A 22,573-nucleotide genomic window follows, 5' to 3' on the forward strand; every position below is an offset into this window, starting at 1 on the left:
CCGTACGACGTCGGCCTCCCCCTCCGAGCGGTGGGCGGCCGACGGCGTACGACTCACCCCGCAGCCCCCGCAGACCTGTAGCCCCCGTAGCCCCCGTAGCCCCCGCAGACCTGTAGCCCCGTAGATCCGACCCGCCCGCCACCGCGTACGACCGGAGAAAGCCGAGGAGAAGATGGCCAGCGCCAGCGCACGAGCCGCCCGAGGGCGGTGGATCGAGAACTGGGACCCCGAGGACGAGGAAGCATGGGAGCGGGGCGGGAAGCACGTCGCCCGGCGCAACCTGGTGCTGTCGGTGCTCGCCGAGCACGTCGGTTTCTCCGTGTGGAGCATGTGGTCGGTCCTGGTGCTGTTCATGTCGCCGAAGATCGGCCTGGACTTCGCGCCCGACGAGAAGTTCCTGATGGTGGTGGTGCCCACCCTGGTCGGCGCCCTGCTCAGGCTCCCGTACAGCAGTGCCGTGACCCGCTTCGGCGGGCGCAACTGGACCCTGTTCTCCTCGTTGGTGCTGCTGGTGCCGACGGCGGCGACGGTGTACTTCGTGCAGCGGCCGGGCACCCCGCTGTGGGTGTTCCTGCTGATCGGCGCGGCGGCCGGGGCGGGCGGCGGCAACTTCGCCTCCTCGATGACCAACATCACCGCCTTCTACCCGCAGCGCAAGCAGGGCTGGGCGCTCGGTCTGAACGCGGGCGGCGGCAACCTGGGCGTCGCCGCGGTGCAGTTGCTCGGCCTGCTGGTGATCTCCGTCGCCGGGGACACCCATCCGGCGTACGTGGCCGCGTTCTATCTGCCGCTGATCGCGCTGACCGCGGTGCTGGCCGGGCTGCGCATGGACAACGTGGCCATGGTGCGCGCCGAGCCGGGCGCCCAGCGCGAGGCCGCGGCGAACCCGCACACCTGGTGGATCTCGCTGCTGTACGTCGGCACGTTCGGTTCCTTCATCGGTTTCGGGTTCGCCTTCGGGCTGGTGCTGCAGAGCCAGTTCGGGTCGACACCGCTCCAAGCCGCCTCCTTCACCTTCCTCGGGCCGCTGCTCGGCTCGGTGGCCCGGCCCCTCGGGGGCAGGATCGCCGACCGGTTCGGCGGGGCCCGCGTGACGATGTGGGCGTTCGCCGGGATGGCGGCCGGCACCGGTGTTCTCCTGTGGGCCGGCCAAAGCGGTTCGTTCGCGCTGTTCGTGGGCGGGTTCACCTGGCTGTTCGTGGTGAGCGGCATCGGCAACGGTTCGACGTACAAGATGATCCCGGCGGTCTTCGCCCGGCAGGCGGAGGACGCCATCACCGCCGGTCATGACGCGACCGCCGCCTTCGCCCGCTCCCGCCGTCTGTCCGGGGCCGTCATCGGCATCGCCGGTGCGGCGGGCGCCCTCGGCGGGGTCGCCATCAACCTCGCCTTCCGTTCGGCGTACGGCGACACGGGCAGCGGTGCGGCCGCGTTCTGCGCCTTCCTCGCCTTCTACGGGCTGTGCGCCGTGGTCCTGCGGGCCGTGTACCTGCGCGGCGAGCAGCGCCCGAGCGATCCCGCGCCCGCGCCCGCCACCGAGCAGAGCCGGGCCTCCCATGTCCGGTGAGGCGAGAGAGGGACGGGAGAGGGACACCCAGCGGCGGGAGAAGGACGTCCGGCGCCCGGAAAGCACCACCCACTGCCCGTACTGCGCCCTCCAGTGCTCCACCGTGCTCTCGGGCGAGCGGGACGGTGTGGCGGTGCGCCCCTCGGCGGACTTCCCGGTCAACCGGGGCGGGCTGTGCCAGAAGGGGTGGACGGCGCCCTCCGTGCTCGCCGCCCCCGACCGGCTGCTCACGCCCCTGGTGCGGGGAGCCGACGGCGAGCTCGCGCCGGCCGGGTGGGACGAGGCGCTCGACCTGGTGGCCGGGCGGCTGCGGGAGATCCGCGCACGGCACGGCGCCGACGCGGTCGCGGTGTTCGGCGGCGGCGGGCTGACCAACGAGAAGGCGTACACCCTCGGCAAGTTCGCCCGCGTCGCCCTGGGCACCAGCCAGATCGACTACAACGGCCGGTTCTGCATGTCCTCGGCCGCCGCGGCGACCACGGCGGCCTTCGGGCTCGACCGCGGGCTGCCCTTCCCGGTCACCGACCTGGGCGGGGCCGACGTGATCCTGCTGGCCGGGGCCAACCCGGCGGAGACCATGCCGCCCCTCATGCGCCACCTCGAGGGCGCCGACCTCGTCGTCGTCGACCCGCGCCGCACCCGTACCGCCGAGCGGGCCGCGCTGCACCTGCGCCCCGCCCCCGGCACCGACCTCGCCCTGGCGCTCGGCCTGCTGCACCTGGCGGTCACCGAGGGGCTGGTCGACAAGGAGTACGTGGACACGCGCACCGCCGGCTTCGACGCCGCCTGGGAGCACTGCGCCGCCTGGTGGCCGGAGCGGGTGGAGGAGGTCACCGGCGTACCGGCGGACGAGCTGCGCACGGCGGTGCGGATGCTCGGCGGCGCCCGCCGGGCCTACGTGCTGACGGGCCGGGGCGCCGAACAGCACAGCAAGGGGTCCGACACGGTCGCCGCGTTCGTCAACCTGGCCCTCGCCCTGGGGCTGCCCGGCCGGGACGGCAGCGGCTTCGGCACCCTGACCGGTCAGGGCAACGGGCAGGGCGGCCGCGAGATGGGCCAGAAGGCGGACCAGCTGCCCGGCTACCGCTCGCTCGCCGACCCCGCCGACCGCGCCCACGTGGCCGCCGTCTGGGGGGTGGACGCGGAGACGCTGCCCGGGCCGGGCCGCAGCGCGTACGAACTGCTCGACGCGCTCGGTGCGGGCGGAGGCCCGCGCGCGCTGATGGTCTTCGGGTCGAACCCGGTGGTCTCCGCGCCCCGGGCCGCCCATGTCACCGAGCGGCTGCGCTCCCTCGACCTGCTGGTGGTGGCCGACTTCGTGCCGTCCGAGACGGCCGCGCTCGCCGACGTGGTGCTGCCCGTGACGCAGTGGGCCGAGGAGGAGGGCACGCTGACCAGCCTGGAGGGCAGGGTGCTGCGCCGGCGCGCCCATCTGACGCCGCCGCCGGGCGTGCGTACCGACCTGGAGGTGCTGCACGCGCTCGCCGTCCGGCTCGGCCAGAGCGCCGGCCGCTTCCCCGTCCGGCCCCGGGAGGTCTTCGACGAGCTGCGCCGGGCCTCGGCCGGCGGCCGCGCCGACTACTCGGGCATCAGCTACGCACGGCTGGACGCGGGCGAGGCGCTGTACTGGCCCTGCCCGGCCGGGGTCGACAGCCGTGGCGACGGCCATCCGGGAACGCCACGGCTGTTCCTGGACCGGTTCGCGCACCCCGACGGGCGCGCCCGCTTCACCCCGGTGGACCACCGCCCGTCCGCCCGCGAACCCGATACCGACTTCCCGCTGTACGGGACGACCGGCAGGGTGCTGGCCCAGTACCAGTCCGGCGCGCAGACCCGCCGGGTGCCCGAACTGGTCGCCGCCGCGCCGGAGGTGATCGTCGAGATGCACCCGGACACCGCCCGCCGCTTCGGCCTGGCCGACGGGAGCATGGCCGACGTCGGTTCGGCGCACGGCACCACCCGGGCGCGCGTACGGGTGACCCGGGCGGTGCGGCCCGACACCGTGTTCGTGCCGTTCCACTTCCCGGGCGCCGGACGCGCCAACCTGTTCACCGGCGACGCGCTCGATCCGCGCAGCCGCATGCCCGAGTTCAAGGTCAGCGCGGTGCGCGTCACGCCGGCGGGTGAGCGGCCGTGACCGGCGTCGTCATCGTGGGCGGCGGCCCCGCCGCGCACCGGCTGGCCACCCTGCTGACGCGGTACGGACACCCCGGCCGGGTGACCGTCGTCGGCGCCGAGCCGCGGCCCTCCTACCACCGGGCCCTGCTCGGCTCGGTCCTGGACGGCACGCTCCACGCGGACCGGCTGACGCTGCCCGCGCTGCCCGCCGCCGTACGGCAGCTGACCGGCGTGCGGGTCACCGCCGTCGACCGGGACCGCCGTACGGTACGCCTGGACGACGGCCGCCACCTGCCCTACGACACCCTGGTCCTGGCGACCGGGGCCCGGCCCCGGATCCCCCGGGTGCCGGGGCTGGAGACGGAACCCGGCCGGCTCGCCGAAGGGGTGCGCGCGGTGCGCACCGCCGCCGACTGCCGGCCGCTGTCCGAGGGGCCCGTCGTGGTCGTCGGCGGCGGGATCCGCGGCGTCGAGACGGCGTGGGCGCTCAGCGGAACCGGGCAGGAGGTGGCGCTGGTCCACCCCGCCGAGCGGCTGATGGGGCGTCATCTGGACGCGGTGGCCGCCGCGGTGCCGGCCGAGTGGCTCACCGCCCGGGGCGTCGCGCTGCACCTGGGCCGCAGGGCCGCCGAGTACACCCCGGGCAAGGTGGTGCTCGACGACGGCCAGGTGCTGGCGGCGGGCACCGTGCTGCTGTGCACGGGCACCGTGGCGGAGTCCGCGTCGGCCCGCGCGAGCGGCCTCGAGGTACGCGGGGGAGTGGTCGTCGACGACCTGCTGCGCACCAGCGACCCGCGCGTCTACGCGATCGGCGACTGCGCCGAGCACGCGGGCACCACCGGTACGACGGTGCTGCGGGCGTGGGAGCAGGCGGAGGCGCTCGCCCGCAACCTCATCGGGCGGCAGCGGCCGTACGCACCCGGGCGGCGCGTGCTGCGGCCTCGCACCCCGGGCAAGGACATGGTCGTCCTCCCGCCGGCCGCTCCCGTCCGGCCGGACGACATCGACGGGACGGTCTCGCTGCTGGACCGGACGCGGGGCCGCCACGCCCGTCTCGTACTGCGCGGCGGACGCATCCACGAAGGCACCGTCATCGGCTCGCCGTCCGCCGTCGCCGAGGTGAGCCGGCTGTACCTGCGCGACGAACCGGTCCCCGCCGACCTGCTCGCGCTGCTCACCGGGGCCGACGGCACCTACGCGGGCGACGGGACGCTGCCCGACGAGACCGTGGTGTGCCACTGCAACAACGTCACCGCCAAGGCCCTGAAGGACGCCTGGCACCGCGGCGCGCACAACGAGGCGGCGCTGGCCCGGGCGACCCGGGCGACCACGGGGTGCGGTGGCTGCGCCTCGGCCGTACGGAGCCTGTGCACCGCACTGGAAGGAGCGACGCCGTGACGACGACCCGCACCCTGGTCGTGGCCGGCCACGGCATGGTGGGCCACCGGCTGGCCGTGGAGATGCTCGACCACGACCGGGAGGGCCGCTGGCGCGTCGTCGTGCTCGGTGAGGAACCGCGCCCCGCCTACGACCGCGTGGCCCTGTCCTCCCTCCTCGCCGGCGCCACCCCCGACGACCTCGCCCTCGCCGGGCCCGGCGCCCCGGACGACGGCCGCCTGCTGCTGCGCCCGGGCACGACGATGACCGGCGCCGACCGCCGGACCAGGACGGTGACCTGCGGCGACGGCAGCGAGATCGGCTACGACGCGCTGGTGCTGGCCACCGGTTCGCGGCCGTTCGTGCCGCCGGTGCCCGGACATGACCTGCCGGGATGCTTCGTGTACCGGACGGTGGAGGACATCGCGGCGATCCGCGCGGCGGCCGTGCCGGGCCGGGAAGCGGTGGTGGTCGGGGGCGGGCTGCTCGGCCTGGAGGCCGCGAACGGGCTCCGGCTGCTGGGCATGCGGCCCCACGTGGTGGAGATGGCGCCGTGGCTGATGGCCCAGCAGATCGACGAGGGCGGCGGACGGGTGCTGGCCCGGGCGATCGAACGGCTCGGGGTGGGCGTGCACTGCTCCAGCGCGCTGCACGCGGTCGGCGCGGGCGCGGACGGCCGGGCCGAGCGGGTCGAACTGGCCGACGGCACGGTGCTGGACGCCGCGCTCGTCGTCTTCGCCGCCGGAGTACGGCCGCGCGACGAACTCGCCGGCCCGCTGGGCCTCGAGCGCGGTGAGCGCGGTGGCTTCCTGGTGGACGAGTGGTGCCGGACCGCGGACCCGCACATCTGGGCGATCGGCGAGTGCGCGGCCGTAGGGGGCCGCTGCCACGGGCTGGTGGCGCCCGGCTTCCGGATGGCCGAGACCGTGGCCCGCCGGCTGACCGGCGCGACACCCGAGCCGTTCACCGGCGCGGACACCTCCGCCAAGCTCAAACTCCTCGGCGTCGAGGTGGCCGGCTTCGGCGACGCGCACGCCCGCACCCCGGGTGCCATCGAGTACGTACGCGACGACCGGCGCGCCGGCACCTACGCCAAGGTCGTCCTCGCCGCCGACGGCCGCACCCTCCTCGGCGGCGTCCTGGCCGGCAACACCCGCCCCTACCCGACCCTCCGCGCCCTGACGGACCGCGAACTGCCCACGTGCCCGGACGAGTTGCTGACCGGGGCGACGGAAGGAACCTGAGCCCGCCCGACTCCGACAGGGGGAAACCCGAACGATCCCGACGTCCCGGTACCTGCACCGCCTACGACCGGCCGGTGATCGATCCGCAGGACGCCACGCTGTCCAAGGTGCCGCTCGGAGTGTGGGAACCGGCTCAACACCCACGCCGGGCGGGAGCTGATCGCCGGGCAAGAACGGCTTCCGACACCGGCCTGATTCCCGAGGAACCAACGTCACCCTGACGAGCTGAAGTCAGTAGCCGCCGTGGAGGAGAGCGGTGGCGTCGTCGGCCGCGGCGGCGAGGGCCTGGTCGAGGTGTTCGGGGCGGCGTCCGCCCGCGCTGGCAAGGGCTCCGGTGCCGCCGCCTCCGCCGCCGACCGTCTTCGCGGCGCGGGCGATGACCTGGGCGGCCTGGACACCGCGGCCGAGCAGGTGAGGTGAGACGGCCGCAGCGAGCAGGGCCTTGCCGGAGTGCTCCAGGGCCAGGACCACGACAGCAGGCCCGGCGGGCAGGTGAGCCAGGGTGTCGGAGGCCAGTTGTCGCAGCTCGTCGGGTGTGACACCGGTGATCTTCTGGGCGGCGAGCCAGCCGCCGTCGGCCGGGCGGGCGGTACCGGCGAGCCGGGCGGCCTGGGAGCGCAGTTCAGCGGCCCTCAGCTGCCCCAGCTCAGCCTGGGCGCCGGCGAGGGCCTCCAGACGCTTGCGCAGGCTGTCGGGGGCGTCGGTGGGACGGGTGCCGAGGAGTCCGGCGAGCTCGTTCAGCAGCCGCCGTTCGGTGTTGAGGTGGGTGAGTGCACCATGGCCGGTGAGGGCCTCGACGCGGCGGAGGTTGGAGCCGATCGACGACTCGGACAGCAGGCGGAACGCGCCGACCTGGGAGCCGTGGGCGACGTGGGTGCCGCCGCAGAGCTCGCGGGAGAAGTCGCCGATGTCGACGATGCGGACCCTGTCGCCGTACTTCTCTCCGAACAGGGCAATGGCGCCAACGGCTTCGGCTTCTGCGCGGTCGGCGTGCCAGGTCCGAACCTCCGGGTCGTTGAGGACGTGCCCGTTGACGGCCTGCTCGATCGCGGTGAGCTGGTCGGGGGTGAGGGCGGTGAAGTGGGCGAAGTCGAAGCGGAGCCGGTCGGGCTGGACGAGGGAGCCCTGCTGGCGGGCGTGCTCGCCAAGGGTGGCCATGACGACGGCGTGCAAGATGTGGGTGGCCGAATGCGAGCGCATCAGACCGGCCCGGCGCTCGGCGTCCACGGCGGCTTCGCCACTGGTACCGGTGGCCAGTTCGCCCTCGATCACGCGGGCGGTGTGGATGCGGAAGCCTTCCAGGCCGTAGCGAGTGTCGGTGATCTTCAGGCAGGTGCCGTCGTTCATGGTCAGTGTGCCGGTGTCGCCGATCTGTCCGCCGGCCTCGGCATAGAACGGCGACCGGTCCAGCACCAGTTCGACCTCGCTGCCTGTGCCGACGCTGTTGACGACCGTGCCGCCGCAGATGAGGCCGGTGACGGTGGCCTCCACCCTCAGGTGGTCGTAGCCGAGGAACTCGGTCCTGGGCAGGCGGGCGGAGAGCTCTCGGTAGGTGTCCATCTTGCGCAGGGCTTCAGCGGTCTTGGCCTTGCCGCCGACCTTCGCACGCCTTTTCTGCTCGTCCAGGAGGGCGGTGAATCGGTCCTCATCGACGGTCAGCCCGGCGTCTCGGGCGGCTTCGACGGTCAGCTCCAGGGGGAAGCCGTAGGTGTCGGCGAGTTCGAAGGCGGTCTCGCCGGGCAGGGCGGCCGAGCGGCTGTGCTGAGTGCGGACAATCGCAGCGTCCAGCAGCCTCGTGCCCTGGGACAAGGTACGGGTGAAGGACTCCTCTTCGGCGGTGACGACTTGCTCGATCAGCGCGGCCTGGGCGGACAGCTCCGGCCAGACGCCGCCAAGATTGCCGATCACCGAGGCGGTCGCGGCGGGCAGGACCGGCCCCTCGATGCCGAGCAGACGCGCGTGGCGGATCGCGCGACGCATCAGGCGCCTCAGGACGTAACCGCGGCCGTCCTTCGCGGGCAGGACGCCGTCGGCGATCAGGAACGCGATGGAGCGGGCGTGTTCGGTGACGACCTGGAAGGACACCTTCTCCTCGCCCTCGACGGGGGCCTGGCGGCCGACGAGGTCCTGGACGGTGCGGAGCGTCGGCAGAAGTAGGTCGGTGGTGCAGACGTTCTGCGCGTCCTGGAGGATCGCGGCGAGCCGGTCCAGGCCGAGGCCGGTGTCGACGCCTTTACGGGCGAGCTCGCCGAGGATGGGGAAGTTGCCTTTTTTGTCGCCCTCGCCTCGCTGAAACTGCATGAAGACCAGATTCCAGATCTCGACGTAGCGTTCGCCGTCGATGGCGGGTCCGCCTTCCTTGCCGAAGGCTGGGCCGCGGTCGTAGTTGACCTCCGAGCAAGGTCCGCAAGGGCCGGGGACCCCCATGGACCAGTAGTTGTCTTCCATGCCAAGGCGCTGGATGCGGCTCGCGGGGACGCCGATGCGGCGCCAGATGTGCTCGGCCTCGTGGTCGTCCTTGAAGACGGTGATCCAGAGCTTGTCGTTCTCCAGCCCGTAGCCCTCGGTCAGCAGTTCCCAGGCGAAGACGCAGGCGTCTTCCTTGAAGTAGTCGCCGAAGGAGAAGTTGCCCATCATCTCGAAGAACGTCGCGTGCCGGTTGGTGCGGCCGACGTTGTCGATGTCAGAGGTGCGGGCGCACTTCTGGACGCTGGTGGCGCGGAAGAACGGCGGCGTGGTCTCGCCCAGGAAGTAGGGCTTGAACTGGTTCATCCCCGCGTTGGCCAGCAGCAGCGTCGGGTCGTCGGGAACCAGTGGACTGGACGGGACCAGTTGGTGGCCGCGGGAGGTGAAGAAGTCGGTGAAGGTGGTGCGGATCTGCGTCGAGCGCATGGCGATATGGCCTCACGAAAAGAGGTACGGAAGGTGGGAGGGGAGATCACACGCCGAGCCGGGCCGAGAACGAGGACTGAGAAGTGTTCTCAGTTCTCCAGCTCGGCGCAGATAGCTCGCGCCCCCATGGGCCGCACCTTGACTCCAGATCCGTTGCTCACATCGGTGGTGCAGCAGACCGTCGGAACTGCTGCCCCGGTCCGCCGCACCACTGACTGTAGCGGGTCCGTCGCCAAGAACGCTCAGCGCGCCGGTGTCGTCGCCGTCGGCATCGGTGGCGGGCAGGCGGCATGGCGGGCCAGCTCGGGCCCGATTGAGGCCGAGTCGTCCAGGACGACCGTGGCCCCGGCCGCCTCCAGGGCGAGCCGCCCGGCCCAGCCCCAGGCGGCTCCCAGCGCCGTGATGCCGGCAGCGCGGGCGGCCCTGATGTCGCCCGCGGTGTCGCCGAGGAACACCGCCTGGGCAGGGGAGGCGCCGAGCTTGCCCAGCGCGAGCACGAGCCCGTCCGGGGACGGCTTGGGTTCGGCGTCCTCACGGCAGATAGCTACGTCCAGCAGCGCGAGAACGGCCGGCGGCAGCAGCCAGGGCAGCCGCGTACGGGACTGCAGCGTGACCAGGCCCGTCGCCATCCCTGCGTCCTTGATGGCCGTCAGTCCTTCCAGCACCCCGGGAAACACGGCGGATCGGGAGGCGGCGGCCAGGGCAGGGTCCCACCAGATCTCGCAGAGTTTGTCCGGCGCGGTGACACCGAGCCTGGTCAGCACCTCGACCCGCGGCGTCGTCAGCGCGTCGGCCGGGAGGTCGGCGACGGTGATGCGGCGGCCGAGGGATGCCGTCGCGACACCGGCGAGGGTGGCCAGCGTGGCCTCCCGGCTGTCGAGCAGAACCCCGTCCATGTCGAACAGCACCACCGGCGTCATGAGCAGGCCCTCGCCCTCGAGAGGTCGCTTTCGCCCAGCAGGGACCGGAGGGTCATTTTCTGTTCCTCCAGCAGCAGCCGACCGCCGAGCGGCCGTTCCAGAACGCAGAGGGCGTCGGTGACCTCGGCTCCTGCCCTGCGCAGGATGCGGGCCATGGCCGCCAGCTGACCGCCGGAGCGGACCACGTCGTCGGCCAGGACCACCTTCCGGCCCTCGACATTCATGCCCTCGATCTGCCGTTTGGAGCCGTAGCGCTTGGGCAGCCGCCGCAGGAACGCGGCCGGCAGCCCCGTCGCGGCCGACAGGGCGATGACCAGTGGGACGCCGCCCAGCTCGATCCCTGCCAGCACCTCGGCGTCCTCGGGGACGAGGGCGGCCATGGCGTCGGCGACGTCACGCAGCAGCTGAGGGTCGGAGGCCAGGCGGTACTCGTCGAAGTACGAGTCCAGCACCTGCCCGTCGACCAGCGTGAACGCGTCGGTGATGCAGGCCGCCGAGGCGATCCTGGCCGTCAGGGCAGTAGTGGTGGTGAGGGTCATGAGTCCGCCTCCGTCCTGTCGCTTCCGTGGGCCGGACGGCGAAGCTGGGCGGCGAACACCGCAGCCGACGCGATGGGGGTGATGAAGCCCAGTGGCCGGGTGGGCGTCTCGAACAGCCACTTGTTCCGCTTGAGGTAGGCCAGTAGGCCAAGCGCGGTGGAACCGGTGATCCAGACCGGGACGGGGCGGATGTTGCCCGCGTAGTAGAGGGCGGCGGTCAGCTCGTGCAGGGTGCCGACCCCGCCGCCCATCGCCACCACCAGGTCGGCCGCGTCGAGGTAGTGATTGAGGCGGGCACCAAGGTCGGGAAGATGGACCTCGTCGGTGACGTACTCGTTGAAGCCGCCCCACTCGGAGTGCTTGTCCGCCAGCGTCACCGCGGTGACCGTGCCGCCCATGGCCGCGGCCCCGCGGGCAGCGGCCTCCATCAGCCCGTTGTAGCCGCCGTGCAGCAGCGCGAACCCGGCCTCCGCGAGGGCCATGCCGACCTCCTCGGCAAGCCGTTCCTCGTCCGGGGACGCGGGGACGACCCCGCCGAAGAACACCGCCGTCCTCTGCCCCTCCCAGGCCCGGCTGTCCTGGGCCTTCACGCCAGCTCCAGGTAGGTGCGGTAGGCGGTGATCGCGTCCGCGAGACCGTCCAGGGCGTTCGGGCAGGCCCGCTCCGTCAGCGCGAGCACCCGGTCCAGGGCGGCGTCGACGTCGGTGGCGTCCGGGACGGCTGGAGAGGTGATCGCCGCGTCTAGGTCGGCCAGGCAGGCCCGGCCGATCGGGGTGAGCGTGAGTTCCTCTTGCAGTTGATACCAGCCCCAGAACCGTGACGCCGGCGCGAGCGCGGTCTTGATCAGGTCCTTCGTCGCGGTGTGCAGCATGTGCCACTCGGCGTAGGCGACGAACCGCTGCCCGCGCTGGATGCGCTTGTGCAGCAGCACCGCCAGCACCAGGTGCTCGATCAGCAGCTCGGTGCACGACCTCGGCCGGGCCACCAGCTTGGCGACGTGAGTCTGTGCCTGCTCGATCTGCGAGGTGGTGATCTCAGCCGGCGGCCTCTCCAGCAGCACTTTGCCGCCGACTTTCCGCCGCAGGGCGGTCATCTCGGAGGCGGGGGCGAGGTAGAGGTCGACCTGCTGGAGCTTGCCCTCGTGCTGAACGAGGAACACGAAGCCGATGCCGCCCAGGTCCGCGACGATGGTGTCGCGCCAGCCGGGCAGCAGGGCCCCGCCGGCGACCGTCATCAGGTCGCCCAACGCGGAGGTGAAGGCGGGCAGGTCGCGGTCGTGGACGCCGACGACGAAGTCGACGTCCGAGAGGCGGTCGGCGGTGCCGGAGGCGAGTGAGCCGCGAACCAGCAGGTGGGTGACCGTCGCGGAGGTGGACAGCAACCCGGCGATGCGGGTCAAAAGCGGTAGCTGGGCGGGCCGGTTGGCCTCGGCGAGTTCGGCCAGGTGCAGTTCGGTCGGGGCCATCAGGGCGGTGGGCATAAGCGGGTGTCCTTCCGGGCTGAGGGTTGCGCGGATGAGGGCGACAGGGGCGGGCGGCGTCACGAGGTGAGGGCCAGGAGCTTGGACTTCGCGGCAATCCAGCGGGCAGCGGCCTCGCTGTCGCCGAGCGCGGTGTGCAGGGCCACGATCAGGTCGTAGGCGGTGCCCTCGGGCAGGGCGAAGGAATAGAACAGCCGCAGCATCATCAGCTCAGCCGCATCGGTGTAGCCGAGCTCGGCCAGGCGGCGGGCGGCGGCGAGGTGGTCGGCCAGATCCGCCTCCGACGCCGTCGGCAGCCGGTCCGCCGTCGGCTCGATCGCGCGCCCGGCGAGGCCGGTGTATGCGTCGTCGGCGTAGACGTCCGCGATCAGGTGGACCCGGTCCGGGCCGAGCAGGTTGCAGACCCCGTGCGCGTAGGTCGGGGTCAGCCGCCAGATCCGCCCGCCGTCCATGTGGACCTTGGTGCCGCCGGTGACCAGGAACGCAGAGGAGTTCGTGTGCAGTGGGATGTGCAGCCGGTGGCGTTCGACATGGTCGAGCTCGTCGTAGTCGCGGTGTTCCCAGAGGAACGCGTTGGCCTCCAGCCGGGCGAGCCGCACCCACATGTAGTTCAGGCCCAGCTCCGCGAGCAGGCCGGCGGTGGCGGGCATGTGCCCCAGCAGGGCGGTGGGGCGGGCTGTGCCATCGGCGATCCTGACGTCGGAGGCGTCGCCGGAGGCGTTCATCAGTGACGTGGTCCACCAGCCGCCGGACTGGAACTCGCCGTATTCGGCCTTCCAGGGCGCCGGGGCGGTCAGGGCCTCGTGCCGCATCCGCTCGATCAACTTACTGTCCAGTCGGTCCAGTTGGACGACCTGCCCGGACAGGGCCGCGGCCGATTGTGCGTCGTTCATGGAAGTCCCTCTCGATCTCGTCAGCCCCGCGATCAGCCGGAGCGTGTGGACGGGGGTGGAAGGCGCGACGCGTCCGGCCGGCTGCCCCTTGACCCAGCCGAAGGGGGAACCGTGGGTGCCCGGGTCCGTCGGCCGGACGCGGCGCCGGGTTCCAGAGTGGTCCGCTGGCGTTGCCGCAGGTAGTGAGAGGTGCCTGCCTCTTTGGGGCGGCGCGGCCGCCCATGCAGGGCGACCATTCCGCCCCCTGCCCGGAGGTTTGATCGCGCCCTGGGGCAGGCAGGCAAACTGCGGCAGCAAGGGGGGCGGCGCATCAGGCGCCGAGCTCGTGCCAGGCGGGGAGGCAGCCGTGAGCAACCAGGCGACCAAGCAGTCCAGAGCGGTGCACCACATCTCCTGTGGGAAGGCCCTGCGCGAACGCGCGCTTGGCCAGGCGGGCTCGCCCGACCCTGTGCCGGTGACGCTCGTCGCCGAGATCGCTGGGCAGATCGCCGAGCACTGCGGACACCGGCTCCTCAAGTGCTGCCGCCTGGCCAAGGGATGGACCGTCGCCCAAGCCGTTACCGCCGCCCACCAGCTCGTCGAGGACGAGAACCTGGCCAAGGTCGGCCTGTCCGAACGTTCCTGGAAGGACTGGGAAGCCGGCGGCCTGCCCAGCCCCGACTATCAGGACCTGCTGTGCCGCCTGTTCACTACGGGTCCCGTCGGCCTCGGCTTCGCCCGCGACTACTCACCCCCCAAGGCGGAGGAGTGCAGTCCGCTTTGGGGTGCGGGGCTGGGTGGTGCAACACTTCCTGAAGGAAGAGTGGCCGGTGCCAAGGCGGGCTCGCGGACCTTCACGGAGGTGGAGGAGACGAAGCGTCGTGACGCGGTGAAGCTCGCCGGACTGGCCATGGCCCGCCCGGCCGCCGCCGCACAGATCCTTCAGCAGGCATCCGCCGAGGCCATGGAGTTCACGCAGCAGGTAGAGGCGACCACCCTCGGCTCGGGAACCCTCGGCCACCTCGACTTAGCAGTCACTGAGTTCAACCACGCCTACTCGCTCAAGCCGCCGGCGGCCGTCTTCGACACGGTGATGGACTACCGGCGCAAGGTCGACGCCCTCTTGAAGGGCAGACACACCCACCGGCAGGAACGTGAGCTGCTGGCCTTCGCCGGATGGATGTCCGAACTGTTGGCCTGGCTCGCCCACGATCTCGGCGACGCCCGCACAGGCCTCGCCTTCGCCACCGACGCGTTCGTCCACGGCCAGCAGGTGGGACACGGCCAGCTGTGCGCGTGGGCGATGGACGCCGCCTCCTCCATCAGCCTGTACGAACAACGGCCCGACAAAGCCCGCCAGGCGGCCCTCAAGGGCCTCTCCGAGGCACCGGTCGACCATCCGCTGACCGTGCGGCTGCATGCCCAGGCCGCCCGTGCCGCGGCGGCCGACCGGGACGCGGAGGGCTTCACCACGGCCTTCCACGCTGCCGAGGACGCCCACCGGCTCCTGCCTCCCCGCTCGCCCCGCCGGTTCGGCATGGACGTGCTGCCGCTGGCCGACTACGCGCTCACCTCGTATCCGGCGACCTCGTTCATCTGGCTCGGTCAGGCCGAACAGGCCCGCCGACATGCCGAACACGCCCTGGCGACCTATGAGTCGGCACCTGAGGCGTCCCGCTCACCGAGCCGGGAGGCCATCGCCCGCATCGACCTTGCGATCGCCCATGCCCAGCTCGGCGCCCCCGACGACGCCGTCGCCCTCGGCCATCAGGCCCTCGACTCCGCCCGCGTCGTCGGCTCCGTCCTGGGCCGGGCCGGTGATCTCACCGCGTTCCTGACCCGTCGCTATCCTCGCCAGACCGCCGTTCAGGGCCTGCGCGAACGGCTTACCGCCGCCCAGGCCGGAGCGTGAAGGAGAACGACCCGTGCCCACCGAGCCGCCCGCCCAGCACGCGCTCAACATCCGCAAGCCCTACTTCGACCTGATCGCCACCGGGTCCAAGACCATCGAGATCCGCGTCGGCTATCCCAAGATCCGCAGGATGGCCGTCGGTGACAGCCTGCGGGTCACCTCCGGCGACGACACCCTCACCACCCGCATCGCCGCCCTGAACGCATACCCGTCCTTCGAAGCGATGCTGGACGCAGAGAACAACACCGCCATCGGCGAACCGGGCATGACCCGCGAAGAACTGCTGGCGGCCTGCCGCGCTATCTATCCGCCCGAGAAGGAAGCCCTCGGCGTCGTCGCCATCCACCTCCGGACGGGTGCCTGAGTCAGGGCGCCGCTGCCCATCCCGCCTGAAGCGCGGCAGACGATGTCGCCACATTGCTGGATCCGTCGAGCGTTCGGCGCTGCGGTGGAAATGGGCGGGACCCGGCACGAACCGCCCCGTCGTGCCGGGTCCTGCTTCGGTGGGGCCGGCGCACTCACCCTCGTTCGGTGCGCCGGCCCACACGGTGTGGACCCTGCCGGGCCGGGTACGGAGGAGTCCGGGTCCTCGGCAGGGTCTTCCTCGCGGGTCCCGTGTCGGGGGTGGTCGCGGGCCCGCGGTTCTGGGGGTGCCGTTCCGCCGGTGCCGGGTGGGCGCGGGGCGGGGACGGCCGGTCAGGCTCGTGGTCCGGCCGCCGCCCGGGGTGGTGGGGCGGCCGGTGGGGTACGGGGGTGTCCCGAGGAGGTCAGTTGTCGTACGGGCGGCGGGCCTTGGCCTCCTTGGTGGCCAGCGCCCACCAGCTCAGCTTGTCCCAGAGGACCTTGGCGGCCGCCTCCGCGTTCGTCGGGTCGGTCAGCGTGCCCGTGGAGTCGAACTGGGCCCAGGGGCTGTGGAAGCTGATGGCGTCCCGGACGGGGACGGCGTGCAGCTCGTTGAAGATGTGCCGCAGCTGCTGGACGGCGCGCAGGCCGCCGGCGAGGCCGCCGTAGCCGACGAAGCCGACGGGCTTGGCGTGCCACTCGTACTGGGTCCAGTCCGCGGCGGCCTTCAGAGCGGCCGGGAAGCTGTGGTTGTACTCCGGTGTCACCACGACGAAGCCGTCCGCCGCCGAGAGTCGGGCGGAGAACGCCCCGAGCACCTCGGAGACCTCGGGCGACGGTTCGTCGGTCAGGGCGGTCGGCAGCGGGAAGTCCGCCAGGTCGACCAGGTCGACCTCGATGTCGCTGCGTCCGTCGGCGGTGCCGACGAACCAGTTCGCGATCGTGGGCCCGAATCGGCCCTTGCGCACACTCGACAGGATCACGGCCACGCGGATGCGGTCACTCGACATGTCAGCCCTTTCACGGCGGTTCATTCCTCCACCCACAGAAGAACAAACCTGCATGCCGGTTTCCAAGTCGTATCGAAAACTTCGATCGGAGACGCCGGTGCCGGGCCCGCCGCGGGAGGGGCGGGCCCGGCACCGGATACGTCGGCAAAGGGCCTGGTCAGTCGATGCTTTGCAGGATGTGCGGTTCGGCGAGGTCCTCCTCGTAGCCGGCCAGGCGGATCGGGGCGGACCTCGCCCAGACCTCCAGGAACCCGGGGTCCGGGGGCAGCGGGCCCCATCCCGTGCGCTGTGCCGGCTGTTCGGGCGTCCGATGAGCTGCCATCCGTTCTCTCCTTCCTCCTCGTCCCGGCCGGTGCGTCCGCCGGAGTCGTTCAGCGCGCGACGGCCCCCACCGGGGAAGTGGTCCGCGGTTCGCCGGCCGTCCCGGCCGTCCCGGCCGTCCCGGCCGTCTCCGCCGTCTCGGCCAGCTGCCGGGCCAGCTCCAGCCGCCGGATCTTCGCGGTGGCCGTGCGCGGCAGGTCGGACAGCCGGCGCTGGACGGGCGCGCCCAGGGCGGGCCCGCCGGCCACGGCGGCCTTCCAGCGTTCGAGGTCGAGCGGCTCGTCCCCGCGGGTGCACACCACCGGCACGGGCCGCTTGTCCGGGCCGGGCACGATGACCAGCTCGGTCAGCTCGTCCAGCTTGTGCAGCACCGCGTCCTCGACCTCCAGGGTGGAGTCGATGCCCGGGATGACGTCGACCTCCCGGTCGAGCAGGTGCAGACAGCCCCACTTGGTGCGGTAGCCGACGTCCCCGCCCCGCCACCACTCGCCGATGACCTGCCGGTCGAAGCGCTCCTGCTCGCCGTAGTACGTCAGCGCGCGGCCGGCCGTGGCGACGTCGATGTAGCCGGGGTTCTCCTTCGTCGGCCTGCCGCCGCCCCGGGACACCAGCCGGTACTTGGTCATGCCGGGCGTGGAGTAGCCCTGGCAGCGGCCGTCGGCCTTCAGGGCGTTGCGGCGCCGGTAGGTGCGGCCGGCCAGCGGACCGCACTCGCTCTGCCCGTACACCTGGAGGAACACCGGGCTGCGGCGCTCCGAGGCGTGCAGGAACTTGTGCATCGTGCTCGGGTGGATCGCGTCGAAGGTGCTGTTGAAGTACTTGACGTTGGCGATCGGCCTGCGCGGGTCGTCGAGCATCTCCTCCCACTCCAGGAAGGAGTTGGGGTGGGTCTCCAGGACGCCCGGGCGGTGCCGGACCAGTAGGTCGGCGACGTGCGCCGGGCTGCCGTCGTCCATGAACACCATGGGCATGCCCCGCATCTGGAGCACGGCCAGGCCCAGGTACATCCGCGAGTGCACGTACGACACGTGCATGGCGACCGTCTCCCGCTTGCGGATGAAGGAGACCACCTTGTCCTGCCAGTTGCCGCGGGCGCCCAGCGAACGGGCCGAGTGCACCACCAGCTTGGGGATGCCGGTCGTCCCGGAGGTGTGCGTCATCAGGGCCGGCTGGTCGGGGTCGAGGAGTACCGGTGTGCGCTCCGGCGCGCCCGCCAGGTCCGCGAGCGGTACGGCGTCCGGGTGGGGGCCCGTCGCGCTGAGCACCCGCTCGGTCAGGTCGCCGAGCGGCAGGCCGGCCAGCGAACCGGTCAGCTTCGCCTCGTCGGTGAGCAGGGTGGGCCGCTCGAGCCGCTCCAGCAGCTTGCCGATGCTCTCCCCGTCCAGGTGCGGGGAGAGCATCACCGGCACCGCGCCGATCCGGGCCACCCCGCAGGCCAGCACCGTGATGTCGAAGCTCGACGTCTTGTACACGGCGACGTGCTCGCTGGGGCGCACGCCCGCAGCCCAGAGCCGGTTGGCGGTGTCGGCGACGAGGCCGGCGAACTCCCGGACGGTCAGCGTCCGGCCCACCTCCGGGAAGGCATCCATGCCGTGGTCGAGCGTGATCGGGGTGTCGCCGTACTTCTGGGCGGCTCGTTCGGAGACGACCCCGAGATAGAGGAACTTCTTGCTTTTCGGCACCTTGAACATCAGGACTCTTCCTCCGGGAACCGACACACGAAAAGGGGAACTCGTTCGGAGAACCTCTCATGAAATCTTTCATGGGAATTCGCCGCCGGAAAGGAAAGGGCGGTCAATGCGTCATATCGCGGGCAAAGGAAAAGGCCGGGCCGCGCGGAATGCGCGGTCCGGCCTCTCGTGGAGAATGAACTCTCGTGGAGAACTCTCGTGGAGACGAGCGAGGTCAGTCGTTCAGCCCCTGCTTGAGGGCCTCGGCCACCCGCATCGTGCGGACGGTCTGGTAGCCGACGGCGGCGAGGTTGTCGTCGGTGACGTTCTGCGCGAGGTGGCCCGGGATGGCCTGCAGGCCGGAGGTGGCGCTGACGCCGTAGGGGTTGCCGTTGCTCGGCGCGAGCAGGATGGAGTCGGTGACGCCGGGCGGCACGATGACCGCACCCCAGTGGTAGAAGACGTTGCTCAGGGACAGGATCGTGGACTCCTGGCCGCCGTGCGGGGTGCCCGTCGAGGTGAACGCGGACATCGCCTTGTTCTTCAGGCCGTGCCGCGCGTGCAGCTCGAAGGTCTGGTCGATGAAGTGCTTGAGCGGTCCGGCCAGCAGGCCGTAGCGGCCCGGCGTGCCCCAGATGACGGCGTCGGCCCAGTCCAGGTCGTCGATGGCGGCCACCTGGACGTTCCCGGCGGCGGCCGCGTGCTCGGTGTTCGCCTGGCTCCATTCCTTGTAGTTGGGCGCGAGCGGTTCGTCGGTGATCTCGGCGACCCGGCGCAGCCGTACCTCGGCCCCCGCCTTTTCCGCCGCCTCGGCGGCGGCGACAGCCAGCTTGTGGATGTTTCCGGTGGCCGAATAGTAGACAATGGCGACATTGGTCATGGACGTACTGCTCCCTCATCGGGTCGAGTGCTCGTACCGTTTCCGGCTGTGGTGCGCGCTCCATGGTGTCGCGGGCGCGGCGGGCCGGCCACCGAAATTCGTTAGTCCGTCAAGTCGCCCCCCTTTCCGGCCGGTCGACCGGTTTTCCGGAAAGGGGAGCCGGGCCGGCGGACGCTCCCGCGGAGGTCAGTCCTCGCCCACCTCCACCCCCGGCGGGTTGTCGATGATGTAGCGCCACAGGCCGTCGGGGCCGCGCCGGGCCACGTCGGTGGCGGTGCCCTCGATGTGGACGTGCTCCCCGTCGGGCTTGGTGCCGTCGATGACGAAGTCGCCGATCACCAGGGCCGTGTCGCCGTAGACGTACGTGTGCCGGACGGTGATGTCGATCGGGACGCCCAGGGCGAGGAAGCTGCTGGTCGCCTGGCGGCGGCCGTCGCCGGTCACCACCACGCCCGGCCGCAGCACCCGCACCGCATCCGGTTCGAACAGCCGGTCGATGGCGCCGAGGTCCTTGGCGTTGAAGGCCTCGACGAAGACCGAGGGCAACCGGGCCGGGTCACTGACTGCCATGATGTCTCTCCCCCCTCGGTCAGACGGCGGCCGGAGCCGCGGGAGCGGGCGCCGCGGCCGCCGCCTTCAGCGCGGCGGCGACGTGGATGGTGCGGCGGGTCTGGTAGGCGATGGCGCCGACGTTCTCCTCGTGGATGAAGCCGGGGCGGTTGCCGGCCACCGTGCTCGCGCCGTACGGGTTGCCGTTGTTCTTCTCGAACAGCACCGGGTCGGCGGAGCCGGTGGCGACGATCACCGAACCCCAGTGGCAGATCGCGTTGTGCAGCGCGAGGATCGCCGTCACCTGGCCGCCGTGCTCGGCGGAGCCGGAGGCGAAGGCGGAGACGGCCTTGTCGAGCAGCCTGCCCTGGATCGACAGCGGCGAGGTCGTGTTGATGAACTGCATCAACTGCGGGGCGGCCAGCCCGAAGTGGACGGGCGAGCCGAGCAGGACGGCGTCCGCCCAGTCCAGGTCGTCCAGGGTCGCCTCGGGTATGTCCGCCACGCTGGCGGCGTGCTCCTGGGAGCCGGGCCGGCCCGTGGCGGCGAGCTCGGGCACCCGGCGCAGCCGCACCTCGGCGCCCTCCGCGGCGGCGGCGTCCGCGGCCGCCCGGGCGAGCCGGTGGGTGGAGCCGGTGGACGAGTAGTAGATGACGGCGACGTTGGTCATGATCGGGCGCTCCCTGGGCGTACGGGGTCATGAGTACGTGGACGGTGCGGTGTACGGCGCTGACCACATCGTTCTGCGCCGGCCGAGCGTGCGGCAACGAAGCCGCCGCGAGTGCGTCAGGTCGTAGGCCTGGCGCGCCTGCCGCGCAGGACACCGCAGGCGGCGACCGCCAGGGCGAGCGCGAGGAACAGCGCCAGCGAGGCGAATCGGTCGAAGAACGCGGCGATTTGGGCACCCGCACCGGCTCCCACGTTGAGCGTGAAGCCGTACAGGGCGATCGCCGTGGTCTGGGCCGCCGCGCCGGCCCGGGCGCCGACCGACTCGATGAGCGCCGGGCCGAGGGTGGAGAAGCCCGCCATGAAGGCGAACAGCGCCGCCCCGAGCACGACGGCGTCGTTCCCGCCGAGGGTGGCGACCAGCAGCGCGGCGACGGTCACCAGCAGCGCTCCGGCCGCCCGGCGCGGGGCGGGGAAGCGGGCGAGGAGAGGGGCGGCCAGCACGGCGCCCAGCAGGGCCGGCAGGGCGCTGGCCCGCAGCGCGAGCAGCGGCGCGCCGCCGTCCGCCACGGAGTCGGGCCCGTACAGCTGCACCCCGGTGTAGACGGCGGTGAGGCTGCCCGCGCCGACCAGGATGATCAGGTACAGCGGGATCATCCGGGAGCCCAGCGCGCTCTTCAGGCCCGAGAGGCCGCCGCCGCTGACCCGTTCCTCGGGCAGCAGGACCCGCCAGGAGACGAGCGCCCCCGCCAGCAGCAGCGGCACGGTGCCCCAGAACGTCCACACCCAGCCGAACCACGCCGCCACCAGTTGCGCCTCGACCTGCCCGATCACCACCGTGGCCCCCATACAGGCCGAGACCACGGTCAGGGCCAGGGAGACGCGGTGCGGGGCGACGCGGGCGTGGATGTAGGCGTACGCCATGGGAATGAACGAGCCCGCGAACAGGCCCTGCAGGGCGCGCAGGGCGACCCCGTCGGTCAGGGAGGCCGCCAGCGGCAGCAGGGCGGTGACGACGGCCATGGCGAGGACGCTGGTCACCATCACGGTGCGCCGCCCCCAGCGGGTGGACAGCGGCCCGCTGACGAGGGAGCCCACCGCGTGGGCGAAGGCGAACGCGGTGGTCGAGGCCGCCGCCGCACCGGTCGACACACCCCAGGCGCCGGCGAGCTCCGGCATGAGCGGGATGGTCACGTACATCTGCCCGACCACGAGCACACCCATGACGGACACGGTGGCGACGGTCGCGACGAGCGGCGCGGTCCCCGCTGTCACGGGGGGCGGTGCCTCGGCAACCGATAATTTCGACATACACCCAGCGTCGGAGGCCCCCCACGGCCCCGGCAACCGACCGCCCGACGATATGTCAAGTCCGGCCCCGCGAGCCGGAACCGGTTCCGGGCCGGTTCCGGGAGCGGGACGGCTCAGCCGATGGCGTCCGGCATCGCGTCCTCGACGTGACCTTCGGACCCGTGGTCGGAGGCCGGTGTGCCGGGACAGCCAGGAAGGTGATCACTGAATCGGGTGGTTCCCCGGTGTTCCCGCACGCGGGCGGTGCCGCCTGACCCACGCTGAAGGACCAGACCGGTAGATCACGAAAGGGGCCGGCCCATGACCACCGTGGCGCAGGACGTCATCACCCTCAAGCTCGAGCGCACCTTCGACACCATGGACGCCAATCAGGACGGATACCTCGACTGGACCGACTACCAGCAGCTCAGCGACCGCTACATCCAGGCCTACCGGATCGACAAGAACGACCGGCGGGCCAGGGCGCTGCAGACCTTCTGCCAGATCTACTGGCTGGAACTGCTGCGCCACTCCGGCGTCGACGGGGACCGGCTCACCAAGGACCAGTTCGTCACGGCCAACCGCCTCGCGGCCGTCGACACCAGCCGCCTCAACGTGACCGAGGGCGGCGGGCACGCCATCTTCGACGTCATCGACACCGACGGCGACAACGAGATCAGCAGGGCCGAGTTCGAGCGGTGCGTGCGTGACGTGTGGCGGATCACCGCGCCCGACGCCATGGACTCCTTCATGCGGCTGGACACCGACGGCGACGGTGCCATCTCGCGCCACGAGTTCATCCGCGCGGTGCGCGAGCACTTCTTCTCCAACGACCCGGAGGCCCCGGGCAGCCTGTTCTTCGGGCAGCTCTGACCGCTCCGGTAAGGCCGGCGTCTGACATCCGCGGGGCGTGGGCCACGGGAT

General features: G+C 72.1%; 20 protein-coding genes. 7 read left to right on the forward strand and 13 right to left on the reverse strand.

Annotation, left to right across the window (positions count from 1 at the left end; genetic code table 11):
• Positions 1-172 precede the first annotated feature (172 nt).
• The 4 genes from ACZ434_RS29745 to ACZ434_RS29760 are packed head-to-tail and all read left to right on the forward strand — an operon-like array spanning position 173 to position 6,306.
• A complete protein-coding gene (locus ACZ434_RS29745) occupies positions 173-1,567 on the forward strand; it encodes an MFS transporter (RefSeq protein WP_468461257.1) in 1,395 nt (464 codons plus the stop codon).
• Positions 1,557-3,704: a molybdopterin oxidoreductase family protein gene (locus ACZ434_RS29750; RefSeq protein ID WP_468461259.1), complete on the forward strand. Its 2,148-nt coding sequence runs from the start codon at positions 1,557-1,559 to the stop codon at positions 3,702-3,704. The genes ACZ434_RS29745 and ACZ434_RS29750 overlap by 11 nt, the downstream gene beginning before the upstream one ends.
• Positions 3,701-5,083, forward strand: coding sequence for an FAD-dependent oxidoreductase (locus tag ACZ434_RS29755; protein WP_468461261.1), 1,383 nt, complete (start codon positions 3,701-3,703; stop codon positions 5,081-5,083). Before ACZ434_RS29750 ends, ACZ434_RS29755 begins: the two co-directional genes overlap by 4 nt.
• Entirely contained in the window at positions 5,080-6,306 is a 1,227-nt protein-coding gene (locus ACZ434_RS29760; protein ID WP_468461263.1) for an FAD-dependent oxidoreductase, read from the forward strand. Before ACZ434_RS29755 ends, ACZ434_RS29760 begins: the two co-directional genes overlap by 4 nt.
• A gap of 231 nt (positions 6,307-6,537) precedes the next feature.
• On the opposite strand, the gene alaS is transcribed toward ACZ434_RS29760, so the two are convergent.
• From alaS to ACZ434_RS29790, 6 genes are all read right to left on the reverse strand, one after another.
• The gene (gene alaS / locus ACZ434_RS29765; protein ID WP_468461265.1) at positions 6,538-9,198 is read right to left on the reverse strand and encodes an alanine--tRNA ligase; all 2,661 of its coding nucleotides are present in this window, start codon (positions 9,196-9,198) and stop codon (positions 6,538-6,540) included.
• A gap of 242 nt (positions 9,199-9,440) precedes the next feature.
• Entirely contained in the window at positions 9,441-10,118 is a 678-nt protein-coding gene (locus tag ACZ434_RS29770) for an HAD family hydrolase (protein WP_468461267.1), read from the reverse strand.
• Positions 10,115-10,657: an orotate phosphoribosyltransferase gene (locus tag ACZ434_RS29775; RefSeq protein ID WP_468461269.1), complete on the reverse strand. Its 543-nt coding sequence runs from the start codon at positions 10,655-10,657 to the stop codon at positions 10,115-10,117. Before ACZ434_RS29775 ends, ACZ434_RS29770 begins: the two co-directional genes overlap by 4 nt.
• The gene (locus tag ACZ434_RS29780) at positions 10,654-11,247 is read right to left on the reverse strand and encodes an SLOG cluster 4 domain-containing protein (protein ID WP_468461271.1); all 594 of its coding nucleotides are present in this window, start codon (positions 11,245-11,247) and stop codon (positions 10,654-10,656) included. Before ACZ434_RS29780 ends, ACZ434_RS29775 begins: the two co-directional genes overlap by 4 nt.
• On the reverse strand, positions 11,244-12,137 hold the full coding sequence (locus ACZ434_RS29785) for a nucleotidyltransferase domain-containing protein (RefSeq protein WP_468461273.1): 894 nt from the start codon (positions 12,135-12,137) through the stop codon (positions 11,244-11,246). Before ACZ434_RS29785 ends, ACZ434_RS29780 begins: the two co-directional genes overlap by 4 nt.
• 59 nt (positions 12,138-12,196) lie before the next feature.
• The gene (locus tag ACZ434_RS29790; protein ID WP_468461275.1) at positions 12,197-13,030 is read right to left on the reverse strand and encodes an aspartyl/asparaginyl beta-hydroxylase domain-containing protein; all 834 of its coding nucleotides are present in this window, start codon (positions 13,028-13,030) and stop codon (positions 12,197-12,199) included.
• A gap of 346 nt (positions 13,031-13,376) precedes the next feature.
• Between ACZ434_RS29790 and ACZ434_RS29795 the strand changes: the two genes are divergently transcribed.
• On the forward strand, positions 13,377-14,921 hold the full coding sequence (locus tag ACZ434_RS29795; protein WP_468461277.1) for a tetratricopeptide repeat protein: 1,545 nt from the start codon (positions 13,377-13,379) through the stop codon (positions 14,919-14,921).
• 13 nt (positions 14,922-14,934) lie between these two features.
• Complete coding sequence (locus ACZ434_RS29800; RefSeq protein WP_468461279.1) at positions 14,935-15,285, forward strand: ASCH domain-containing protein; 351 nt, start codon at positions 14,935-14,937, stop codon at positions 15,283-15,285.
• 403 nt (positions 15,286-15,688) lie between these two features.
• Here ACZ434_RS29800 and ACZ434_RS29805 read toward each other — a convergent pair whose 3' ends face one another.
• From ACZ434_RS29805 to ACZ434_RS29835, 7 genes are all read right to left on the reverse strand, one after another.
• The gene (locus ACZ434_RS29805; RefSeq protein ID WP_468461281.1) at positions 15,689-16,273 is read right to left on the reverse strand and encodes an NADPH-dependent FMN reductase; all 585 of its coding nucleotides are present in this window, start codon (positions 16,271-16,273) and stop codon (positions 15,689-15,691) included.
• Between the two features lie 157 nt (positions 16,274-16,430).
• Positions 16,431-16,595, reverse strand: coding sequence for a hypothetical protein (locus tag ACZ434_RS29810; RefSeq protein ID WP_468461283.1), 165 nt, complete (start codon positions 16,593-16,595; stop codon positions 16,431-16,433).
• A 49-nt stretch (positions 16,596-16,644) separates the two neighbouring features.
• Positions 16,645-18,285: a class I adenylate-forming enzyme family protein gene (locus ACZ434_RS29815; protein ID WP_468461285.1), complete on the reverse strand. Its 1,641-nt coding sequence runs from the start codon at positions 18,283-18,285 to the stop codon at positions 16,645-16,647.
• A gap of 214 nt (positions 18,286-18,499) precedes the next feature.
• Complete coding sequence (locus ACZ434_RS29820) at positions 18,500-19,144, reverse strand: NAD(P)H-dependent oxidoreductase (protein ID WP_468461287.1); 645 nt, start codon at positions 19,142-19,144, stop codon at positions 18,500-18,502.
• A gap of 186 nt (positions 19,145-19,330) precedes the next feature.
• On the reverse strand, positions 19,331-19,714 hold the full coding sequence (locus tag ACZ434_RS29825) for a YybH family protein (RefSeq protein ID WP_468461289.1): 384 nt from the start codon (positions 19,712-19,714) through the stop codon (positions 19,331-19,333).
• Positions 19,715-19,733: 19 nt separating this feature from the next.
• Positions 19,734-20,363, reverse strand: coding sequence for an NAD(P)H-dependent oxidoreductase (locus ACZ434_RS29830; RefSeq protein WP_468461291.1), 630 nt, complete (start codon positions 20,361-20,363; stop codon positions 19,734-19,736).
• A gap of 116 nt (positions 20,364-20,479) precedes the next feature.
• Positions 20,480-21,634 carry an MFS transporter gene (locus tag ACZ434_RS29835; protein ID WP_468461293.1) on the reverse strand — a complete coding sequence of 385 codons (1,155 nt, stop codon included), beginning with the start codon at positions 21,632-21,634 and terminating at the stop codon, positions 20,480-20,482.
• Between the two features lie 336 nt (positions 21,635-21,970).
• On the opposite strand from ACZ434_RS29835, the gene ACZ434_RS29840 reads away from it, so the two are divergent.
• Positions 21,971-22,522, forward strand: a complete 552-nt coding sequence (locus ACZ434_RS29840) for an EF-hand domain-containing protein (RefSeq protein ID WP_468461295.1) — start codon at positions 21,971-21,973, stop codon at positions 22,520-22,522.
• Positions 22,523-22,573 lie beyond the last annotated feature (51 nt).

This window comes from Streptomyces sp. NPDC030893, from assembly GCF_055571535.1.